This window comes from Rhodopila sp., assembly GCF_035548095.1.
Classification (GTDB): domain Bacteria; phylum Pseudomonadota; class Alphaproteobacteria; order Acetobacterales; family Acetobacteraceae; genus Rhodopila.
In genome coordinates this window covers 1-19,756 of record NZ_DASZUV010000008.1, presented here as the reverse complement: position 1 = coordinate 19,756, position 19,756 = coordinate 1, and the positions used below count along the sequence as shown (strand labels likewise).

The window sequence follows — 19,756 nt, the reverse complement described above, 5'->3', positions numbered from 1 at the left end:
CCATGGCGCGCAAGCCCGTCACTGACATGTCGGCCTGGCCCTCACTTGCCCTCGAGGGCAACCTCATCGCGCCAGCCATGGTTGCCAGCATCGACCGCCGACAAGCCTCCGAGCAGACGGAGGAGGACTACAGGATCCGCAAGGGACTGACGATCCGCGAGGAGATCTCGACCGCCTTCCGTGTCGGTCAGTCGCATTTCGATGAATTCGCGAAGCTTCAGAATCCCTCGGTCGAGGCGACACAGCGCTTCGTCCGAGCTTTCCTCGCGGAAACCTTCGGCTTCGACGATCTCGCTCCAGCCGATCGTGTGATCTCTTTCTTGGCTGGCGGCCGCGTCCCCATCGTCGTTGTACCGCCTTCCGAAGAGGAGCTCGACAGGCGCAGCGCGACGCTGTCGACCGATCGTTCGCGATCTCCGGCTTTCGCGCTTCAGGATTGTCTCAACGATAGCGATGATGCGCTGTGGGGCCTGGTCACAAACGGCGCCGTCCTCCGCCTCATGCGTGACAACGCCTCGCTGACCCGACCTGCCCACATCGAAGCCGATCTGGCCCAAATCTTCACGAACGAGGATGCCGCCTCCTTCGCGGTCCTCTGGTCTCTGATCCACCGGACCCGCTTTGGGCTCGCCGGCACGCCCGTCACCGATTGCGCGCTCGAACGCTGGCGCGAAGCTGGCTCGCGCGAAGGCGAAGCGGCTCGCGACCGGCTGGCGGCGCAGGTCGAAACCGCACTGAAAGTGCTCGGCTCTGGTTTCCTCGAAGCTAATCCGGCTCTCGCCGCACGCCTGAAATCGGGCGAAGTCAATCTGACCGAGTGGTTCAACGAGCTTCTGCGCCTCGTCTACCGCCTCATCTTCCTGATGGTGGCTGAGGATCGGGATTCACTGCACCCGCCCATCAAGGAAGATGATCCGCAGCGCGCAAAGAAGCTTGCTGCTCGCAAGCTCTATGCGGAGGGCTACGGCCTCGCCGCGCTGCGGGCGCAAGCGGTACGCGCAGCCACCTGGGACAAGCACCACGACCGCTATGAAGGCATCAAGGTAGTCTTCCGCGGTCTTGCCCGCGGGCAGGAGGCGCTTGCCCTGCCGGCGCTTGGCGGTCTTTTCAGCGCCGACAAGCTGCCGCATCTCGAAACCGCTCGCCTGCGCAACCGTGCCTTCATGGAGGCGATCTACCGCCTTGCCTGGCTCTCCGACAAAGCCGGAATGGTGCCGGTAAATTGGCGCCTCATGAAGACTGAGGAATTGGGGTCGGTCTATGAATCTCTACTCGAACTGCAGCCGCAACTCGGTGACGACGGCAAGACCCTCCTATTCGCATCGGAGGCTGCCGAGCAACGGGGCAATCAGCGCAAGACGACCGGCTCGTACTACACGCCGGACAGCTTGGTTCAGCTCCTGCTGGATAGGACGCTCGATCCGATACTCGACGAGACAGAGGCTCGAGCCGGCGATCCGGCAGAAGACCTCCTGAAGCTTACTGTCATCGACCCGGCCTGCGGATCGGGCCATTTCCTGCTGGCGGCAGCGCACAGGATTGCTGAGCGTGTCGCCCGAATGCGTACTGGCGGCCTCCCATCGGAGGAGGACCGCCGCCACGCTTTGCGCGATGTCGCTTGCCGCTGCCTCTATGGTGTGGATCGCAACCCCATGGCGGTCGAGCTGACCAAGGTTGCACTCTGGATTGAGGCGTTGGAGCCGGGTCGGCCGCTCGCCTTCTTCGATGCGCAGATCCGCTGCGGTGACAGCCTGATCGGCGTGTTTGATCGCGCGATGCTGCGAGAGGGATTGCCGGACGAGGCCTACAAGCCGCTGACAGGTGACGACAAGGAACTTTCCCGCCGCTACGCCCGCCTCAACAAGGAACAGCGCGATCGGGCGAAAGGTCATCCGCTACTGTTCAAGAACTGGTCGCCGCCGGAAATCCTTGCCGAGCAGGATCACAGGCTCAAGGAGATCGCACAGGACGATCTGAGTAGTGTCGAGGCGAAGGCGCGTGGCTTCGAGGCGATACGCGCATCGGATGATTGGCAGCGCTTGAAGACGGCTAGCGACCTCTATATCTCGGCCAACTTCTATATGGCTGCCTTCTTCACGCCGAAATCAGCCGGCGTCGCAGGGACGGACGTCATGCCGCTCACCGAGCATGTATGGCAGGCGGCGGGAGGCCATGCGCCCGCCGAGCATCTTCGCCGGGGAGCGAGCCTAACCTCCGAGAAAGTCGGCGCGTTCCACTGGTTCATCGAATTCCCAGAGATCATGGAGCGTGATGGCGGCTTCGATGTCGTCATCGGGAATCCGCCGTGGGAGCGTATAAAGCTCCAAGAGCAGGAGTTCTTCGCCGCGCGCTCGCCAGCGCTCGCCGGCGCGCCCAACAAGGCAGAGCGCCAGAAGCTAATCGACGCTCTCGAAAAGGCCGATCCTGACAGCGCAGATGGACGCCTGTGGCGGGATTTCGTCTTCGCAAAGCGCACGGCTGAGGCGGCGAGCGAATTTGCCCGTTCATCGAGCCGCTATCCGTTCACCGGCCGCGGCGACGTGAACACCTATGCGCTCTTCGCCGAATTGTTTTCGTGCCTCGCGAAACGCAGCGGTCGAGCGGGTGTAATCGTGCCGACTGGCATCGCGACCGATTCGTCCACATCGCTTTTCTTCGGCAATCTCGTCACCAGCAAGCGGCTCGCGCAACTTATCGACTTCGAGAACCGCGAAGCCATCTTCCCCAGTGTTCATCGCAGCTACAAGTTCTGCATCCTCAGCATGGGGCCAGCAGATCGAGCTTCCTTCGCCTTCTTCATCACCAATACGCCCCAGCTTGCGCAAAGCGAACGGCACTTCACGCTGACGCCGGAAGAGATCGCCCGCATCAATCCGAACACGAAGACGGCGCCCGTCTTCCGCTCGCGAGCGGACGCGGAGCTGACGGCGAAGCTCTACGCGCGTACACCCGTGCTGATCGAAGAGGCGAAGGGGACGGAGGGGAATCCTTGGGGTGCCACGTTTTACAGCCGAATCTGGCACATGGCGGAAGACGCCGCGTGGTTTCAGGCACCAGACCAGTTGGCAGCCGAGGGCTGGCGGCGCGACGGCCCCGACTGGGTGCTGGAGACGGCGACGGGCGCCGAACGCCGTGTGCCGCTCTATGAAGCAAAGATGATCCACCACTTCGATCATCGCTGGGCCACTTATGGCATGAGCGCAAGCGATGATGAAGAAGCCGCACGCGACTGCACTCTTGCCGAAAAGCAGAGTCCAGACTTCGAACCCTCGCCGCGCTACTGGGTGCCAGAGGAAGAGGTCATCTTACGCGCCGCCCGCGTGCCGTCGGCGTTGAAAAGTGCCATCAGGCTGGCGCGAGACGAAGGCGGAAAGGGGCGCCGGAAATCAGACACCGATGCGCAGGAAGGCGCTCGCGCGGTTGCACTCAAGGCGCTTGTGATCTGGCTGGCTGGTGCTATTCCCGCCCTTGAAGGAAAGCCAGCGCGAGAGGCCGAAATCGTCCGTTTCCTCGGCCGTGCTCAGGATTGGCGTGGAGCGCTCAAGGCGTCGCCCGAACGCTTCCTGCTAGATCCCAAGACACTTGCCGCCGGAGCCGACATGCAGCGCGAGACACCGCTGCTGGAAGTCGATCTCACTTACATTGCCGAGGGACCGAGCGATGCGCTCGCCCTCGCTGAACTGCTGATTGCAGCCAAACAGCCTCGTTGGCTCATGGGGTGGCGCGATATCTGCCGATCGACTGATGAGCGGACGGTGATCGCGAGTGTGATCCCGAAGGTGGCGGTGGGGCATACATCGCCCCAGTTTTTTCTTAACGCTGACGCGGAGCTCAGTGGCGCGTTTCTCGCTAACCTGTCGTCCGTTGTGCTTGACTTCATCGCTCGTCAAAAGATCGGCGGCACGCATCTGACTTTTGGCTATTTGAACCAGTTTCCCATGCTTCCACCTTCGGCCTTTTCCACAGACGATCTTGCCTTCATCCGGCCACGCTTGCTGGAGCTGACCTATACCAGCCACGCCATGAAGGCTTGGGCGGAGGATCTAGGATATTCCGGTCGGCCCTTTGTGTGGAACGAGGATCGTCGCGCTCAATTGCGCGCTGACCTTGATGTCTTCTTCGCACGGAAATACGGCCTGACCGAGGAAGAACAGCGATACGTCCTAGACCCAGCCCAGGTCAAAGGCGGTGACTACCCCTCCGAGACCTTCCGCGTCCTGAAGGAAAAGGAAGTCCGGCTCTACGGCGAATATCGCACCGGGCGATTGGTCATGGAGGCGTGGAAGCGGATGGAGGCAGAGCGGCCCTCTGATGCGCTTCCCGTCCCAGTCGAATTGCCGTCTCTCGAAGACGTGTCGAATGGCGCTTGGGCTTGGACCCATGGATTGGATGAACGGGACCGTGTCCGCGCCCAACTTCGAGCAATGGTCGGCATTCTTCCGAGTGCTGCAGATGCTCGCCGCGTTCGGCTGGCCACACTCGCGTGTCTGAATCCTCGCCTTCTTGGTAACTTCTTGTCATCGTCGGACCTGGCCGAATGGCAACGTGTCGTGGGGCAGCAAGCAAGGCCCAATGAGAGTGTCGCTACGATGACGCCGCCAACGAATGCTGCTTGGGGCGCCGCCTATAATGAATTGGTTTCGGCGGCTGTCCTGGATGTTTCGGCAGATGGCAGTGAATGGAGCGCGGGACCGAGGCTGGACAGATCCACCCTGCATGTTGAGGATCCCTCTGTCGGGCGTGCTCTATTCGCCTGGTCAAGGCTGCAGTCGGTCGATCTGGACCAGGGGCTGACACAAGTCACTGCGGAGATCATCCCTTTCATAAGGGAGGGCCGCCTTGCAGCTTAAACTTTTCGAGCCGCAGGAGATCGAGTTCATTGTTCGTCACCAAGATTTTGGACCGCGGCTTTGGGTGAGGCGCCTCGCAATCTGGAAGGACGCTTCAACATTGCTGCGGGACATTTCGTTGCGTCGAGGGGTAAACATTATCTGGTCACCAGATCTTTCAACCAACGGAAAGGGCTCCACACCGCACGGAAGTGGCAAATCTACCTTCTGTCGACTGATCCGGTACTGCCTTGGCGAGCGTCATTTCGCCAATGAGGAGCAACGACCACTGATGCAGCAAAAGCTGCCCCACGGCTTCGTCGGAGCCGAGATCATTATCGACGGTGAATGCTGGGTGGTAACACGCCCGATCGGAATGAATGTTCCCTCTCGTAGTTCCAAGGCGGAGCGGATCGAGGACACATTCGATCAGCTGCTGGTAGACACCGATCCGTCTACGATCGCGCCAGTAATTTCGGATAAATTCTGTACCGAGTACCGAAACCAAGTGCCGGACAACTTGTCGCCGGACCAGGTTTGGGACGTCATCCTGGCTTGGCTCGCGCGTGATCAGGAATGCCGCTTGGATGACGTTTTCGACTGGCGCTCCAAACGTTCGGGGTCCGGATCTCCGGCACAAGAGCTTTCTCTCGATACAAAGCTTGCGGTCGTTCGCCTTGCCATTGGGGCGTTATCGGCTAACGAAATTTCCATAGCATCGGAAGTCCGGAGTCTTGTCCGACAAAGGGATGAATTGCGACAAGAGCTCGGGCATCTCCATTGGTTTCAGCAGAACCGCTTCGACGAATTATGCGAGAAGCTCTCACTGCCCAAGGATCGTGATCCGTCCGACACAATAGTCAGAAAGGAATTGATAGACAAAGCCGATGAAGAAGTGGCGAAGGCAATCGGCGTTACACACACGAAGGGGCAACCGCTTAGAGTCGATCTAACATCGAAGAGAATGCGTTTCCAGGCGGAGAAGGATGAAGCAGTAAAGAGGCATGCCGACGCGCAGGCTCTTCTGAAAACCTTGCCGGCACAAATTTCTGCCGCCCGCTCAGAACAGGGCGTTGAACAAGCGCGCCTCGAAAGCGGGGTGGTCGTTAGATGCGCCATCTGCCAAGTGAACATTGACGAGGTCCTTGCCAAGGGTTGCCGTATCAGCACGGAGCGATGCGATCTCGATGCCGTGCGAAGCCGAATCCAGCAATCAGAAGAAGGGATAAAGGAATTTGAGGCCCAGAAAGCCTCTCTGCCTGGCACTATCAACGAACTTGCCTCGCAGATTGACCAGATTAGTGGCGAGCTGGCGAATATTGATCGCGAATTCGAGAGCCTCGAACAACAGCTTACGGTCGCGGGTCGCAAAGTAGAGGAAGCAAGGGAGCTTGTGAGAGAAGTCCGCTGGTTCGATCGCAAGATGGCTGATCGAGATGAGGAAACGAGGCGGCTAAAGGACATTGAGGCCAGGATCGAAGGACGACGAGATTCGATCAAACTGGAGCGCGAAAGCGTTGCATCAACGATCGGAGACTTGGAGATAGTATTTCAGCAACTGGTCGCGAGCCTGATGCCCAAGGGATGTGATGGAAAAATCCGTCTCGACGGAAACGGACTGCACACAGAGATACTGATGGACCGTGGCGTCGGACTATCAACGGCCGCAGTTGAGTCATTCAAGATCGTAGCCTTCGATCTGGCGGCGATGATCCTTTCTGTAAACGGCAAAGCGAGGATGCCACCCTTGCTCGTGCATGACAGCCCACGGGAGGCCGATCTGGATGCCGAGATATACTCCAATCTATTCGACTTCGTTCTGGGCCTGGAAGACAAGGCGACCCTGCCTCTGTTTCAATACATAATTACGACTACTACTGCTCCATCTCAACGGGCACGCAATCATGACGCGATGCGCTTAGAACTTTCATCCACGCCTGCTGAGGTACGGCTGTTCGCTCTGGACTTTTGATGATCGCAACCCCTCAGTCCTTTATTGTCTCGACTGAATGCCAAAAGGCGGCTGAACAGAATGGTTTTCGCCGCCCACTGGGTGAGGTGGGCGGCTGGGCGGCATTTCAATCAACGACCGTGCCAGGAACCATTTGGCTTGCTTCCCAAGGCACGTCCGGCCCATGGTTTCTCGCAGCCGATCATGCTGGCGCGATCAGGGAACTCGGCGGTCCTTTGGTCGACATGCCCGGACCTGGGCTTGCACACTATAGCTTTGATTCACTTGGCTCACTCTACGCCGCATTGTCGCGCATTTATCAGTTGGCAGCCAGTTTACCTGACGCTCCGCTTCGAGAGTTCCAAGCTAAAGTCAATGGTTTGCCTGGCGGTACGGAGGCCGAGCGGCTGATCCTGCAGAGGATAGGGCAAGACATCTTCCGCGACCGCCTGATGGATTACTGGCAACGGCGTTGTCCCCTGACGGGGATCTCCGAACCAGCCCTGCTACGCGCTTCGCACATCATCCCGTGGGCCGACTGCGGAAGCGATGCCGATCGGCTCAACGTGCACAACGGCCTACTGCTGTCAGCACTGTGGGACGCCGCATTCGACCGCGCACTCGTGACCTTCGACGACGAGGGCAAGCCGGAGTTTTCGTCCGGTCTGAGCGAGCAAGCGCGTGCCGAACTGCGCTGGAGCACCCCCATTCCGCTGACGGATGAGCACCGGCGTCGGCTTGCACGCCACCGGGAGCGCGCGCGAAGAGTCAGCCTGGCCTCGTAGAGAGAACAATCAGTGGCTCGAGTATTCACGCGGGAGCAATTTTACGAGCTCGTCTGGTCCAAGCCGATGACGCACCTCGCGAAAGAGTTCGCCATCTCCGATGTCGCCCTCCACAAGATCTGCAGAAAGCATGGCATTCCGAACCCGCCGCTCGGGTGGTGGGCGAAGAAGGCGGCTGGAAAGAAGGTAACGCAAATACCGCTGCCGGAAGCAAAGCCCGGCGCTCCTGACAGGATCACGATTACTGATGGTGATTTCGGTCGTGAATCCACCAATCTCGCGGCCGCACGCGAACAGGCACGCATTGTGGCATCCGAAGGCGACGACAACGTAGCTGTACCGCCGCACCCGATTGCGGATCGCACCATCGCCAAGCTCAGAAAGGAGAAACCATCCGATATCGGCTTGATCGCCGTCAGCGAAGGTGGGCTCATCAAGTGCGAGGTCGCACCGCGATCTGTCGATCGCCTCGCAGTTATCCTGCCGCGGATTGTACAGACGGCTTCATTGCAGGGATTTCAGCTTGTGGGCGGTGAGGGTTCAGCTCACTTCAAATCTGAGACCGAAGTGATCGGCTTTTCGATCTCTGAGCTGGTCAAGCGCGAAAAGCATGTGCTGACGGATGCTGAGCGCGCCAAGGAAGAGGCCTGGCAACATAAGCGTGACCTAGTGACACGGCGCAACGGCTGGGATTCAGCATTCTTCGATAGGCCGCAATTTCCCGAATGGGACTACCACCCGACAGGTCAGCTCTCGTTCGAGTTTGAGCAGGTCTATGTGTTCGGAGGAGGCACGGCACCTCGTCGCAGCTTCCGCGACGCCAAGATCCAACGGCTCGAGAACATGGCGAGCGAGATCGGCGTGGGACTCGCGGTCCTAGCCGCCGCAAAGACAGAGCAACGCCTAAAAAGGGAAGCCGAGGAGCGGAGAAGGGATGAAGAGCGACGCCGGCGCGAACTCGTAGAGCGTGCCAAGCATATCGAGGATCGTCGAATTGCTGGACTTGAGGCAATCTTGGCGGAACTCGACGAGCTCGGTCGGCTGCGCCGGCTCATGGCCATGCTCACCACAGAAGTCCCGACCGAACCGACACCGCGCCTCTTGGAGTTCCTCTCCTGGGCACGGGATCATTTGGCAAGGCGTGAAGCGCGTCTTTCTGCTCAGGCGATAGAGGATCGGTTCGCGGCCGAGCATTTGTTCGGCGACGACGATGATCATGCCTTTACGCCTTCGAGATGGTACTAGGCGAATGACATGGGCTCGCTGGCTGGTTAGTCCAAAAACCAAAGCAAAGTGGGGCTGCGGACCGGGCCCGAAACCGGCTGTGTCGCCAGCCGCGACTCTTTGCAGGGTCGAGCGGACGTAAAGGCACGCTCGGCCACGGCCGCATCGGCAGCCGCCGACGCCGGCGGGCGTCGTGGATGTCGGCGCCGAACTTGCGCAGGGCCCCTCCGAACGGCGGCCGGGGCGTGGGGTGAGAATTTGGCACCGTCGCTCTACAGATTGGACGATTGTGTAGCACGAAGCTTACATTTCTTAGAGAACCGAAAGGTTAACAACATATCACCGTCGGTCACCCAGCTTTTCGTCTTTGGCCGGCGCTGGGGAAAATTGGGATAAAATCGGCGGCCCTTGACAACAGGCGGCGTGCTCTCCATCTTCACTGAACTCAATGAGGATGGAAAAGTGAAGTTGTCGATTGTTGTTCTGGCCGGTGGCCAGCCAGTGCTCAGCGGGGTGCAAGCCGGCCGTCAGCTTCTCGGAAAGCTGGTCGCCGCCGCGCGTCCGCCGGCCGAACCGGAGCCCGTCTATTTGGACTTCGATGGCGTCACCGTCGCGACCGCCTCCTTCCTGCGCGAGGGTGTGATCGCTTTCCGCGATTATGCGCGCGCCACCTTGCCGGGACTCTACCCGGTCATCGCCAATGCCTCGCCGGCGGTGACCGAAGAGCTCGAATTTTTTCTGCGGCATCGAAAGGATGCGATGTGGGTCTGCCACCTGACGCCGACGGGCGAGGTGCGCGACCCCAAGATTCTGGGGGAGCTCGACGAGGCGCACCGCTCGACCTTCGATCTCGTGGCGCGCCTGGGTACGGCGAGCGCGCCGAGCCTTGCGGCGCAGAGCCAAGAGAGCCTGGCGCCGACGGCCTGGAACAACCGCTTATCCAATCTGGCCGCGCGCGGTCTTCTGATCGAACGCCGATCGGGGAAAACCAAAACCTTTGCACCTGTCTTGGAGGTCGCGTGATGGGAATCGAATTCATCCGGAATGCTAGCGGCAAGCCCTACACTAAGCGTTGGGCGAGGGGCATCGACCGCATCAGGGCGCCGAGCCTGATGGATGTCAGCACGTCGGAGGAGAGCCGCACGCTCACGGCGAAGCTCACCACGAAGGGAGCGGCATGTCAGGGCGCCACGGTGCTGATCCAGTCGAAGGGGACGGATCTGGTCGTGTTCGACGGGCTTCGGCAGGTGGCGAGTATCACCAACGCGCCACCCTCCGTGCGAGCCGCCGTTGACGCGCGACAGGGCATGGCTCCGGCCGTCGTGGAGCGTGTAGGAATTCTCGGAGCGACTGCGGAGATCAAACTCAAATGACCCGTCGCGCCCCGCAGGAGCCCACACGCGATTTCAAGCCGTCCCATCGGCTTCGCGACGACGCCGCGCTCTATGCGCCGTCGCTTGGCTGCGGCGGTTGCCCGGACTTCGAGACCTGCGGAGGCCTTCACACCGATGCTGGCGTGTTCGACTGCAACGATTTCTGCTCGTGCGAGGACCGCGCTGCCTGTGACTCCGTGTGCCGCAACAAGCCCGACCAGTTCTTCGAGCGCTATCTTGAGATCGGCGGCTTTGAGCTCGAGTCGACGCCTCGGGTCGACGCTCTTCTGACGCTGGAGCTGCCGTCGGTCATCCCGCTCATCGGGCACAAATACAGCCGCAAATCGGTCCTGAAAGAATCGGCTGTCGCCGTTCCCTTGTATGAGCTATTCCACATGCGAAGCGGCCAGCCGCATGTTCGCACCCGTGCCGAGCTCGCCGAGCGCTTCCGCATCCCCGAAACCGCGACAGTGATCGCCTCGGGCGTCGATCGGGACATCAAGCTCGAGGCTTGGTGGGCGTTTGCCGATCGCGCGTTGATCATGTCGACGCTGCGCGATCTTGGGATTGCGCTGGTGACCGTGCCGAATTTCAGCCTGTTCTTGAACGTGCCGCGGCCTGACAATTTGCACAGCATGAAGCGCATCGCGCTCGGCTGGGCAGAGTTGATGACAGCCGGGATTCCGGCGGCGCTGCACCTCAACGCACGGACTGACCAAGACTATGCCCGCTGGATGCGTTTCGTGCGGGAGCGCTCGGAAGTCGAGATCGTCGCCTTCGAGTTCCGCACCGGCGCTGGCGTGCCGAGCCGGATCGATTGGCACGTCGATCGTCTGTGCCGGATCGCCGACGCAGCGGAACGCCCGCTCACGCTCGTGGTGCGCGGGGGCGCCCAGGTTCTCCGCCGCCTCAAGCGTCACTTTGGCCACGTCATTCTGATCGAGACCGATGCCTTCGCCCGCACTCTCAAGCGCCGCCGGGCGGAATTCACCGAGGCTGGCCGCCTGCGTTGGCCGCGGATAGCGACCCCCAGAGGGGCGCCAATCGACGATCTGCTCGCCCACAACATCGCCACCAAGCGCACGGCGCTGTTGCTCTCTGACTTCGCGCCAACGGCGCAGTCAGAGCGTCCGGCCCGGAACGCTCGTCGGTCGGCACAGCACGCTGACGGTCAACCCGGGCAGGGGAGCTTTCTGGCGGAGCTGGACGCGACCTTGGAGGCTCGGGCTATGCCCGCGGACCTCAAGCGCGTGATCATCGCTGCGGAAACGTAGATCGCCGTCATGGTTGGCCAGCGCGCGGAACATCTGTCCCATACCGAAGCCGCAGCCGCAGTCGCGGCCGAAGCGGGACTCGCCGTCGGCCACCGCGACCTTCAAGGCCGTGCCGGCGTCCTCGATGCCTGTATAGTCCGCATGCGAGCGCAGGCTCGCGAGCACGCCGATGCCGTTATCGCTGACGACGACTTCGAACGCGCCCGGCCGCGCGGCAAACGCAACAATGCCTGTGCGCGCCGCATCGCTGTGGCGGAAGACATTGTCTTGGAGCTCGCCGAGCGCGCCGACAATTTCGGCCGCGATCTGCGCTGGGAAGCCAGCGGCGAGAGCAGCCTGATCGGCTCGGCTCGCCCAAAGCTGCCAAAGGTCCGATCGTTCGCCATCTGCGCCGAGCCGCTGAAGTGGAAAGACGCCCGCCGGCGCGTTCTTTTCGGTGCCGGTCACCATGTCACGATCGAGCGCGGCCTCAATTGTCGCGACGAACGGCGCTTCGAGAACCACGGATGCGAAGGCTTCGGGGTATCGCAGCCGCGCGCGCACCAGTTCGACCAAGGGCCCGATCTGCCCCGACCGTTGCACGCGAATGGCCCCCAGACCGGGCAAATCGCCGCTCTCGGCTGCAAAAAGCAGTTCGTCGGCGGCATCGAAGTCGCCGATCACCGTCTCCTCTGGTTTCTCTCCTTCCGGTTCCATTGCCCCCGGTCTCGCCCAACAGCGCCGGCGAGGGGTCATCCTGGCCGGGTACGCGGTTCCGAACCGCCTTGATAGCAGAGGAAGGCGTTCCTCGCCTCCTGATTGTGCGCTTCTGGCAAGTAATGGATCGCCGGTCGGCTCCAAAATTTGTGGATTACTTATGTATCTCGAACGACTTCTTCTGACGAATTTCCGGTGTTTCGGACCACAGACGACGACGATCGATATGGCGCGTGGTCTCACCGCGTTCGTGGGCGTCAACGGTTCGGGCAAGACTGCGGTGATGCAGGCGATGCTGAGGCTGTTCGGTGTCACGCCGGAGCATCGACGATTGCGCCGGCAAGATTTTCATGTGCCCAGCGCTGAAGCGGGAGCGCCGCTCGAGCGCGAGTTCGTGGTCGAGGCAATCTTGTCTTTTCCGGAACTCGACGGCGCAGACGGCCACGCTGCTGCGGTGCCAGAGTTCTTTCACCAAATGGCCTGCGAGGAAGACGGGCGGCTGAAATGCCGGCTGAGACTTGAGGGCCGCTGGACGGATGACGGTTCGCTCGAGGGCGTGATCGAACAGAAATATCAGGCCATCCGCGCGCTCGGCAATTTCGAGGATGGGGATCGCTCGGACCTGCGACCGACTGATCGCGCCCGCATCCAGATGATCTACGTCCCAGCGAGTCGGGACGGCTCCTCGCAGGTAAGCGCTTTTTTACGCGGTCGCCTGTGGCGCGCGATTACCTGGTCGCAGGGTATGAAGGACGTCTTCCTGGACGCAGGTGGACGCCTCAACGGCGCGTTTGGCAACGAGGCCGCCGTCGATTTGGTTTCCAAGGCTGTGGAGTGGCGCTGGCAGCAGGTCCACAGCGCCGGCACAGACACAAAGCCGGTATTCCGGCCTGTTGATCTTCGTTTCCAAGAGTTCATCCGCAAGGTTGAGGTCGTATTTCATCCGGACGAGGAAGGACGCGATCGCGGGCTGGAGGATCTGAGCGACGGCCAGCGTTCGCTGTTCCATCTCGCGATGACCGCGGCGACCCTCGACGTTGAGGGGCGGATCGCCGATGGCTCTGCCGGCGCTGCTTTCCAGGCCGGTAGCATCCCGTTGCCGGCGCTGACCCTCATAGCGGTCGAAGAACCCGAGAATAATCTCGCGCCCTTCTATCTGTCGCGCATCGTGCGCCAGATCGAGGAACTGACCGCTGCGGGGAGGGCGCAGGCTTTCATCTCGAGTCATTCGGCGAGCATCCTCGCCCGCGTCGATCCCGGCCAGGTCCGGCACTTCCGGCTTGAGCCCGCCGATCGAACCGCGCGCGTCAGAGGAATTCGGCTACCCGAGAATGACGAAGACGCCGCCAAGTTCGTGCGGGAAGCTGTCCGCACGTATCCCGAACTCTATTTCGCGCGGTTCGTCATTCTCGGTGAGGGAGCGTCGGAAGAGGTGGTATTGCCGCGCCTCGCGGAGGCGCTGGACCTTCCGATCGATCGGTCGTTCGTCGCGATGGTGCCGCTGGGCGGCCGCCATGTGAATCATCTCTGGCAATTGCTGAGCGAGCTCGCGATACCCTACGCCACGCTCCTGGATCTCGATTGGGGGCGCGACGGCGGTGGTTGGGGCCGGATCAAGACGACCTGCGAGCAGTTGCTGGCGGTTGGGCGGACCGCAACCGAAGTGTTCGGAGCCGAACTCGGGGCTGCCGAGATTGCGGCGCGCCTTGCCCAAATCGCAGCGCGCGATCCGCGTGACACCGCAAGCTTGCTGCAATCGATCAATGCGCTTCGGCCCTTCGGCGTCTTTTTCTCTGCGCCACTTGATCTCGATTATTCCATGCTCACGGCGTTTTTTACGGCCTACCAGCAACTCGAGCCCGGTATGCGCGGACCGCGCGCAGGTGAGCCGCGGCCGGCGGTGCTCGGCGATGAAGGTCTGCCCGCGCTTTACGATCCGCAATATGATGCGGTGCTGCTTTGGTATCGATATCTCTTTCTGGGCCGCGGCAAGCCCAGCACCCATGTGCGCGTTCTGGCCCGACTCGATACGGAAACCCTGAAAGCCGGCATCCCGGAAGAACTGAGAGCACTTCTAAATCATGTCATCGCCGCGCTCGGCGTCGCGCCGGTGAGGTAACAATGCCGCTCGTCGCAACGAATGCGTGGCGGCCACGTGGCATCGCTGATCTCGAGCCCAACGCGTGGCATGTTCTCCGCCGTCAGGGAAATACGTGCGTGGTTGCGGGCCCCGGCGCTGGCAAGACCGAGTTTTTGGCGCAACGCGCCGCGTACCTTCTGGAAACCGGCACGTGTCCAGCGCCCCACCGCGTTTTGGCTATCTCCTTCAAGACGGACGCCGCCGAAAACCTCGCAACCCGTGTGCGCGAGCGTTGCGACCGCGCACAAGCCGATCGGTTCGTGTCGATGACCTTCGACGCGTTCACCAAGAGCCTTGTCGACCGCTTCTTGCTGGCGCTTCCAGTCGACTGGCGCCCGACCAAGCCCTATGAGATCGACTTCCCCAAACGCCGCCAGGTGGAAGATTTCCTGATACGCGCGCGCCTTGCCGCGCCTCAACCGTCGCAGGCGACCATCGCCGGCTTCGGCCCGGCCGACTTCGAATCCAAAATTGTCGGCTCTTTTCGCTTGCCGCTTCAGGCGATGGCGCCTGCGACGGCGATCGAGTTTGTGGTCGAGCGCTGGTGGACCGAGCTGCTGCGCCGGCCCGGCCGCTCGCTCCTGACATTCATCATGCTCAACCGATTGGCGGAGTTGCTCCTGCGCGCTCGACCGCAAATCGCGCGCGCCTTGCACGCGACCTATCCCTTCGTGTTCGTCGACGAGTTCCAGGACACGACACACGCGCAGTATGACTTTCTACTTTCCGCCTTTGGCGAACCGCGCATCACCGTAACCGCCGTTGGCGACGACAAGCAGCGCATCATGGTCTGGGCGGGCGCGCGTACCGATGCGTTCGATCGTTTCGAAGCGGAATTCGCCGCCCAGCGCGTGCCGCTATTGTTCAATTTCCGATCATCGCCCGATCTGGTGCGTATTCAGCACGTCGTCGCGCAGGCGCTCGACGCCGGCGCAATCCCAACCGTCGCCCAATCTGGTCGACGCGTGGATGGTGATGTTGCTCAGGTCTGGACATGCCCCACCGCGGCCGGGGAGGCGCAGCACCTGGCGCGGTGGTTGGCGCAAGACATGGCCTCTCGCGGCACACGGCCCCGCGATTACGCGATCCTCGTGCGGCAAACCGCCGATCGGTTCGAGGAGCAGCTTGCGCCTGCGTTGGCGGCATTCAACCTTCGCCTGCGGAACGAAAGCCGTGCGCTAGGGCGGACTACGCTGCAGGATCTCCTTGTGGACGCCTATGCCGGAATTGCGCAAGCCTTGCTGCGCCTTGGCGCTATCCGTCGCGCGCCAGAGTCATGGCAGGTGGCGTCGGACGCAGTGCTTCGGCTGCGCGACGTCGATCCTGACGACGAGCTGGCTTGTCTGCGCGCGGAAGAAGGTCTGAGCACATTTTTGCGGTGGTTGCGCACCACCATGGCGGCAGCGCCGCCTTCGACCGCAGCGGCGCAAGCGCTTGCTGATCAAGTGCTCGGCTTCGTCGATCCGCGCGCGCTTGCCAGGCCCTTTTCGGAATATGCGACGGGTGAAGCGCTCGCCATCGCGCTTGAAGCTTTTCGACTGCACCTCGTTGCGTGTGCGGACGGCAGCCCCGATTGGGTGACTTGCCTCGATCGCTTCGCGGGTGTCGATCAGGTGCCGCTGATGACCGTCCACAAGAGCAAGGGGCTGGAATACGACACTATCGTCTTCGTCGGTCTCGACGATGCAATGTGGTGGAGTCATAGCGCTGGCAATCCTGAAGGGATCGCGACCTTCTTTGTAGCGTTGTCGCGCGCCAAGCAGCGCGCAGTCTTCACCTTCTGCCGCGAGCGCGGCCAACGCGCCCGCGTCGCCGACCTCTATGCCTTGCTGACTGCGGCTGGCGTGCCGGAGGTGGCATGTTGACTCCGGGAAACAACGCGCTCGCGCTTCGCATTGCCGAGATGCTGAAGAACCGATGCACCCATGAAACGTTGCCTGGCGTAGCCGAGGATGTAGGTTTCAGCGTTGGCGAGGCAGCCTCAAAGCGAGATCGCGCGCTCGCCGGCCTTAAGATTGTCGACCGCAAAACCCTTGGTGCAATTGCCGAGCGCGTTGGACGACGGTTCGCCGATTTCGATCTGCAAGAAACCGGATGCCTTGTTCTTGAAGAAGGGGATTCGCCGATCAGTGAGATCACGCGGCGCGATATCGCGAAATTGTTCGGGTACGATCTCGCCGGCGAACGTGCGATCGACGACGTTCTCAAACCGCTGTGGCCGATCGACAACATGAGCGACGGCTTCTTTTCCAGCCGCTCGCTCGCGCAGCAGATCGTGCAGCACATGATCCTCAATCCGATGGACTGGGATGCCGAGCATCTGTTCGCTGAGCTCGGCGCGTTTACCTGCTCGCGCTCGCGCTTTGCGCGACTTCTCGAAGCGGTGATGCACCCGCTGGCGCGCCGAGGCCCTGAGGCCCAGCGCCTTGCCAGTGAACTGAACGAGATACTTCGGCGCGACGGCTACAAACTTGAAACGACAGGCGAAGCCTCCGGTTATCCGGTCTATGCTCTTTCGCGCATTCACCGAGGGGTCGCGGGTGCGCCAAAAAACCTGATCTTCGCCTCGACGGGGCCAAAGCCCGAGCTGGGCTTCGCCGACGCTGTCAACAACGACGTCGTCATCCTGGCCGGCGCCGAGCACTGCCTGATCTACGACCGTCCGATACGGAGAGATGGCCTTTTGTGGTCAGAGCTCGTGGGTTGGTGGGGTGACCAGCACCCGGATGAAGCCGACGCGGCCAAATCGCTTGGTCATCGTCTGCGTGCCTCGCTGGATTCTTTGGCCGAGCAGGGGCTCTTCGACACCTACTTCCGCCGCTATCGACCGATGCTGAAGTCCAATCTGCCTGCGCTTATTCCCCAAGTCTATCTACATTACGATCCGGCAGTGGTGCGAACGTTGAGGCACCGTGCGTCCTTTCCGCGACAGCGCATGGATTTCCTCCTGCTGCTCTCCAATAGCGCAAGGATAGTGATCGAAGTCGACGGCCAGCATCACTTTACTCGTAACGACAAGCCATCGCTTTCCGCTTATTCGGAGATGGTGTCCGCAGATCGCGACTTACGGTTGGCGGGCTATGAGATTTTTCGGTTTGGCGCGAACGAACTTGTGGGCGCCGGAGCGCAAGCATTGATCGAACGCTTCTTCGATCGCTTGTTTCAGCTTCACGGAGTTGTGTCTGCAGCGACCGGAGAGATGCCGCCGCTCGATCGATCGGAGACATCTCGCTAATGGGGCAGGTCACTCAGTTTTTCCAGCCGCCACTTTATTGGCAGCAGTTCGAGGATTTGACCCAATCGGTCGTCGAACTCGCTTATGGAATCGCGATGGCGGATAAGATCGGCCGGCCTGGACAGGCCCAGAATGGGGTCGATGTCTACGCCGCCAGAACTCGCGCCGGCGCAATCGGCGTGCAGTGCAAGCGGCTCGACGACTTGGATGCGAACAATAATCCTCTTCCCGGGGGACCGATCGACCGAAAGCTGCTCAGATTGGAAGCGGACAAAGCGCTCGCGTTTCGGCCGAAACTCGACGTCTGGGTCTTAGCGACGACGGCAAAGCGGGACGCTGGGATACAGCGCCAAGCCCGATTGCTCGACGAGGAGCATCGAGCGGCAGGCCACTTCCAGGTGCAGCTCTGGTTTTGGGACGACTACGTGACGTGGCTAAATGCGTATTCAGATCTCCAGCAGAGATACTACGACCAGATCATTGGTATCCGGAACGCACACGACCAGGATCGCCTGATCCTCGAGACAATCGCAACGGCCTTCCATCGCCCTGCGTTTACTGATCCGCTCGGGCAGGAACATTTCGATGATTTCCTGCAAGCTTTGAAGGACACTCAGGCGGCGCTTCGGACGGGGGAGCTCGTCGACCGTCAGAGTCGTCACGTAATCCGCAAGGCCGTTGGCGGTTGGCGCTATCTTGAGGAACCGGTTTGGAGAGCGGGTCTGAGAGACCTTGACGATGAGTTGACCGAGCTGCGGGGGTTGCTCGTCGCCGGGATCAAGGACGGTCGTCTAGAACAACGGCACGGATACCTCGACGTACGGGATCATCGTCTCAGATGCGATCTTGAACGTCGTCGCCATGAGTGTCTGGCTCGCCTCAACGACTTGTTGGTTCGCGCTGCACTGCCGCCGATTTGATAAGCCGCCTTGATGTGCTGCGGACCGGACTCGAAACCGGCTAGTGGATGGGCTTAGCGCACCGAGCCATTACGCCGCTGCCTTCTCGTCACCATCTCGGACCTTTGCTGGCCATGTGTCCTTCCACACCGCCGCAGCCAGAGGCGTTTGTCTATTCGCTTGCCCGCTTTCCATCAAGCTCAATGAGCGATGAGCATAGCGAGCACGAACGCGCTGTGCTATGAACGCTGACGGTCTTTTCCTTTTGTCGGCGCATGATGCGCTACAAAGTCGATGGCGTAAAAAATCGACCGATCGTTGTCGATAGACGCTGAAACGTCGCTGAATTCGAAGCGCGCGAATTTTCCTTTGAAATCATAAGCGAAAAATTTCGACGGCTCGATGGTCGGGCTTTGACCGTCAGAAGAAATATTTTGCGCTTAAAAATCAGCGCGTTACGATGCGTTGAGAGAATCGAGTGGGCATAGTCTGGCCGCTTTTGGCCGGTTGCTCGCGCTTCCCGCATGCGCACGAAGTCCAAGCCCGGATGACTGCACCAGGCTTCAAATGCTGTCTCTGAGGTCGTCTGCGGCGCGCGCGGGGACATGGCGGATCGCTCGGATAGCGGGTCGGCAAGACATGTGTCGGCTGTGGCGGCGCGGCAAGGCTCCTGGCGCCCCCTTGACTCGGCAAGACCGTCAGAAGCGGCCGTTGACCGGGCAGCAAATAAAAAGGAGGCGTTACGGTTGGCGGGCTGTGCCAGCTTCTCGCATCGCGGAAACAAACTGCAAAAAAGCTGCCACGTTATCCTTCACTCCGCCTTCTACTGCGTACTGATCAAGCCTCAACGAGAAGCTTATTAGCAGGTCCATCGATAAAAATTCGACTAACTTTCTTCCGCCATGCTCATCGGTAGCTAGAGAGTCCGCTGTCAATGTTGACAATGTCCCATGGAGAATACGGGATCGACTTTCTACGATGGCTTTCACTAAATCCTTAACGGTCCGCGAGCTTCCAGATGGGTAGGAGCTGTCAGGAGGCATGCCGTAAAACGCTGAAAACGCCAGATGAAGGCGATTAGCGCTCTGCTTCGAACTTTCAGCCGAGAGAAGCACTTCTATCGCCGTCTCGAATTTCGTGATGGCGATGGTGTCGATGGGCTCCGCTAATCCCTCGTGAAACCAGTAGGCTGCATCGCTCCAGCTCTGATCTAGGGCCTGTTCGCATTTCATCACTTGGCGAATCGGCGCACGTGCTGTCTTTCTGCGGCTTTCGCAGGGGTAGATGTTGCAAGTCTTGACTGATGCCCAGTGGGCCAAGTTCGAAGCCGCCATCGCCGCGGTGAAGTTG

The 19,756-nt window shown here is 60.8% G+C and carries 11 protein-coding genes and 1 pseudogene; 11 read left to right on the top strand and 1 reads right to left on the bottom strand.

Annotated features, from left to right (window positions below; all coding sequences use genetic code 11):
* Nucleotides 1-2: 2 nt before the first annotated feature.
* The 11 genes from VHC04_RS08245 (at nt 3) to VHC04_RS08195 (ending at nt 18,427) form a co-directional block, all read left to right on the top strand.
* Nucleotides 3-4,850 (top strand): Eco57I restriction-modification methylase domain-containing protein, encoded by a 4,848-nt coding sequence (locus VHC04_RS08245; RefSeq protein WP_325679929.1) that lies wholly within the window; start codon nt 3-5, stop codon nt 4,848-4,850.
* Nucleotides 4,840-6,801 (top strand): hypothetical protein, encoded by a 1,962-nt coding sequence (locus VHC04_RS08240; protein ID WP_325679927.1) that lies wholly within the window; start codon nt 4,840-4,842, stop codon nt 6,799-6,801. The genes VHC04_RS08245 and VHC04_RS08240 overlap by 11 nt, the downstream gene beginning before the upstream one ends.
* On the top strand, nt 6,801-7,565 hold the full coding sequence (locus tag VHC04_RS08235) for an HNH endonuclease (RefSeq protein ID WP_325679925.1): 765 nt from the start codon (nt 6,801-6,803) through the stop codon (nt 7,563-7,565). The genes VHC04_RS08240 and VHC04_RS08235 overlap by 1 nt, the downstream gene beginning before the upstream one ends.
* 12 nt (nt 7,566-7,577) lie before the next feature.
* Nucleotides 7,578-8,810, top strand: coding sequence for a hypothetical protein (locus VHC04_RS08230; protein ID WP_325680278.1), 1,233 nt, complete (start codon nt 7,578-7,580; stop codon nt 8,808-8,810).
* A 402-nt stretch (nt 8,811-9,212) separates the two neighbouring features.
* Nucleotides 9,213-9,812 (top strand): hypothetical protein, encoded by a 600-nt coding sequence (locus VHC04_RS08225; RefSeq protein WP_325679924.1) that lies wholly within the window; start codon nt 9,213-9,215, stop codon nt 9,810-9,812.
* Entirely contained in the window at nt 9,812-10,162 is a 351-nt protein-coding gene (locus tag VHC04_RS08220; RefSeq protein ID WP_325679922.1) for a hypothetical protein, read from the top strand. Before VHC04_RS08225 ends, VHC04_RS08220 begins: the two co-directional genes overlap by 1 nt.
* On the top strand, nt 10,159-11,436 hold the full coding sequence (locus tag VHC04_RS08215; RefSeq protein ID WP_325679920.1) for a hypothetical protein: 1,278 nt from the start codon (nt 10,159-10,161) through the stop codon (nt 11,434-11,436). Before VHC04_RS08220 ends, VHC04_RS08215 begins: the two co-directional genes overlap by 4 nt.
* 856 nt (nt 11,437-12,292) lie before the next feature.
* A complete protein-coding gene (locus VHC04_RS08210) occupies nt 12,293-14,251 on the top strand; it encodes an ATP-dependent nuclease (protein ID WP_325679918.1) in 1,959 nt (652 codons plus the stop codon).
* Nucleotides 14,252-14,253: 2 nt separating this feature from the next.
* Nucleotides 14,254-16,137, top strand: coding sequence for an ATP-dependent helicase (locus VHC04_RS08205; protein WP_325679916.1), 1,884 nt, complete (start codon nt 14,254-14,256; stop codon nt 16,135-16,137).
* On the top strand, nt 16,131-17,507 hold the full coding sequence (locus tag VHC04_RS08200; RefSeq protein WP_325679915.1) for a hypothetical protein: 1,377 nt from the start codon (nt 16,131-16,133) through the stop codon (nt 17,505-17,507). The genes VHC04_RS08205 and VHC04_RS08200 overlap by 7 nt, the downstream gene beginning before the upstream one ends.
* Entirely contained in the window at nt 17,507-18,427 is a 921-nt protein-coding gene (locus VHC04_RS08195; protein WP_325679913.1) for a hypothetical protein, read from the top strand. Before VHC04_RS08200 ends, VHC04_RS08195 begins: the two co-directional genes overlap by 1 nt.
* Before the next feature lie 719 nt (nt 18,428-19,146).
* On the opposite strand, the pseudogene VHC04_RS08190 reads toward VHC04_RS08195, so the two are convergent.
* A pseudogene (locus VHC04_RS08190) lies at nt 19,147-19,756 on the bottom strand (hypothetical protein); the annotation flags it as partial.

Bases quoted from the DNA above. Each gene is read 5' to 3' on its own strand.
- VHC04_RS08195 (WP_325679913.1), top strand. From the start codon at position 17,507: ATGGGGCAGGTCACTCAGTTTTTCCAGCCGCCACTTTATTGGCAGCAG.
- VHC04_RS08245 (WP_325679929.1), top strand. From the start codon at position 3: ATGGCGCGCAAGCCCGTCACTGACATGTCGGCCTGGCCCTCACTTGCC.
- VHC04_RS08220 (WP_325679922.1), top strand. From the start codon at position 9,812: ATGGGAATCGAATTCATCCGGAATGCTAGCGGCAAGCCCTACACTAAG.
- VHC04_RS08210 (WP_325679918.1), top strand. From the start codon at position 12,293: ATGTATCTCGAACGACTTCTTCTGACGAATTTCCGGTGTTTCGGACCA.
- VHC04_RS08235 (WP_325679925.1), top strand. From the start codon at position 6,801: ATGATCGCAACCCCTCAGTCCTTTATTGTCTCGACTGAATGCCAAAAG.
- VHC04_RS08200 (WP_325679915.1), top strand. From the start codon at position 16,131: ATGTTGACTCCGGGAAACAACGCGCTCGCGCTTCGCATTGCCGAGATG.
- VHC04_RS08215 (WP_325679920.1), top strand. From the start codon at position 10,159: ATGACCCGTCGCGCCCCGCAGGAGCCCACACGCGATTTCAAGCCGTCC.
- VHC04_RS08205 (WP_325679916.1), top strand. From the start codon at position 14,254: ATGCCGCTCGTCGCAACGAATGCGTGGCGGCCACGTGGCATCGCTGAT.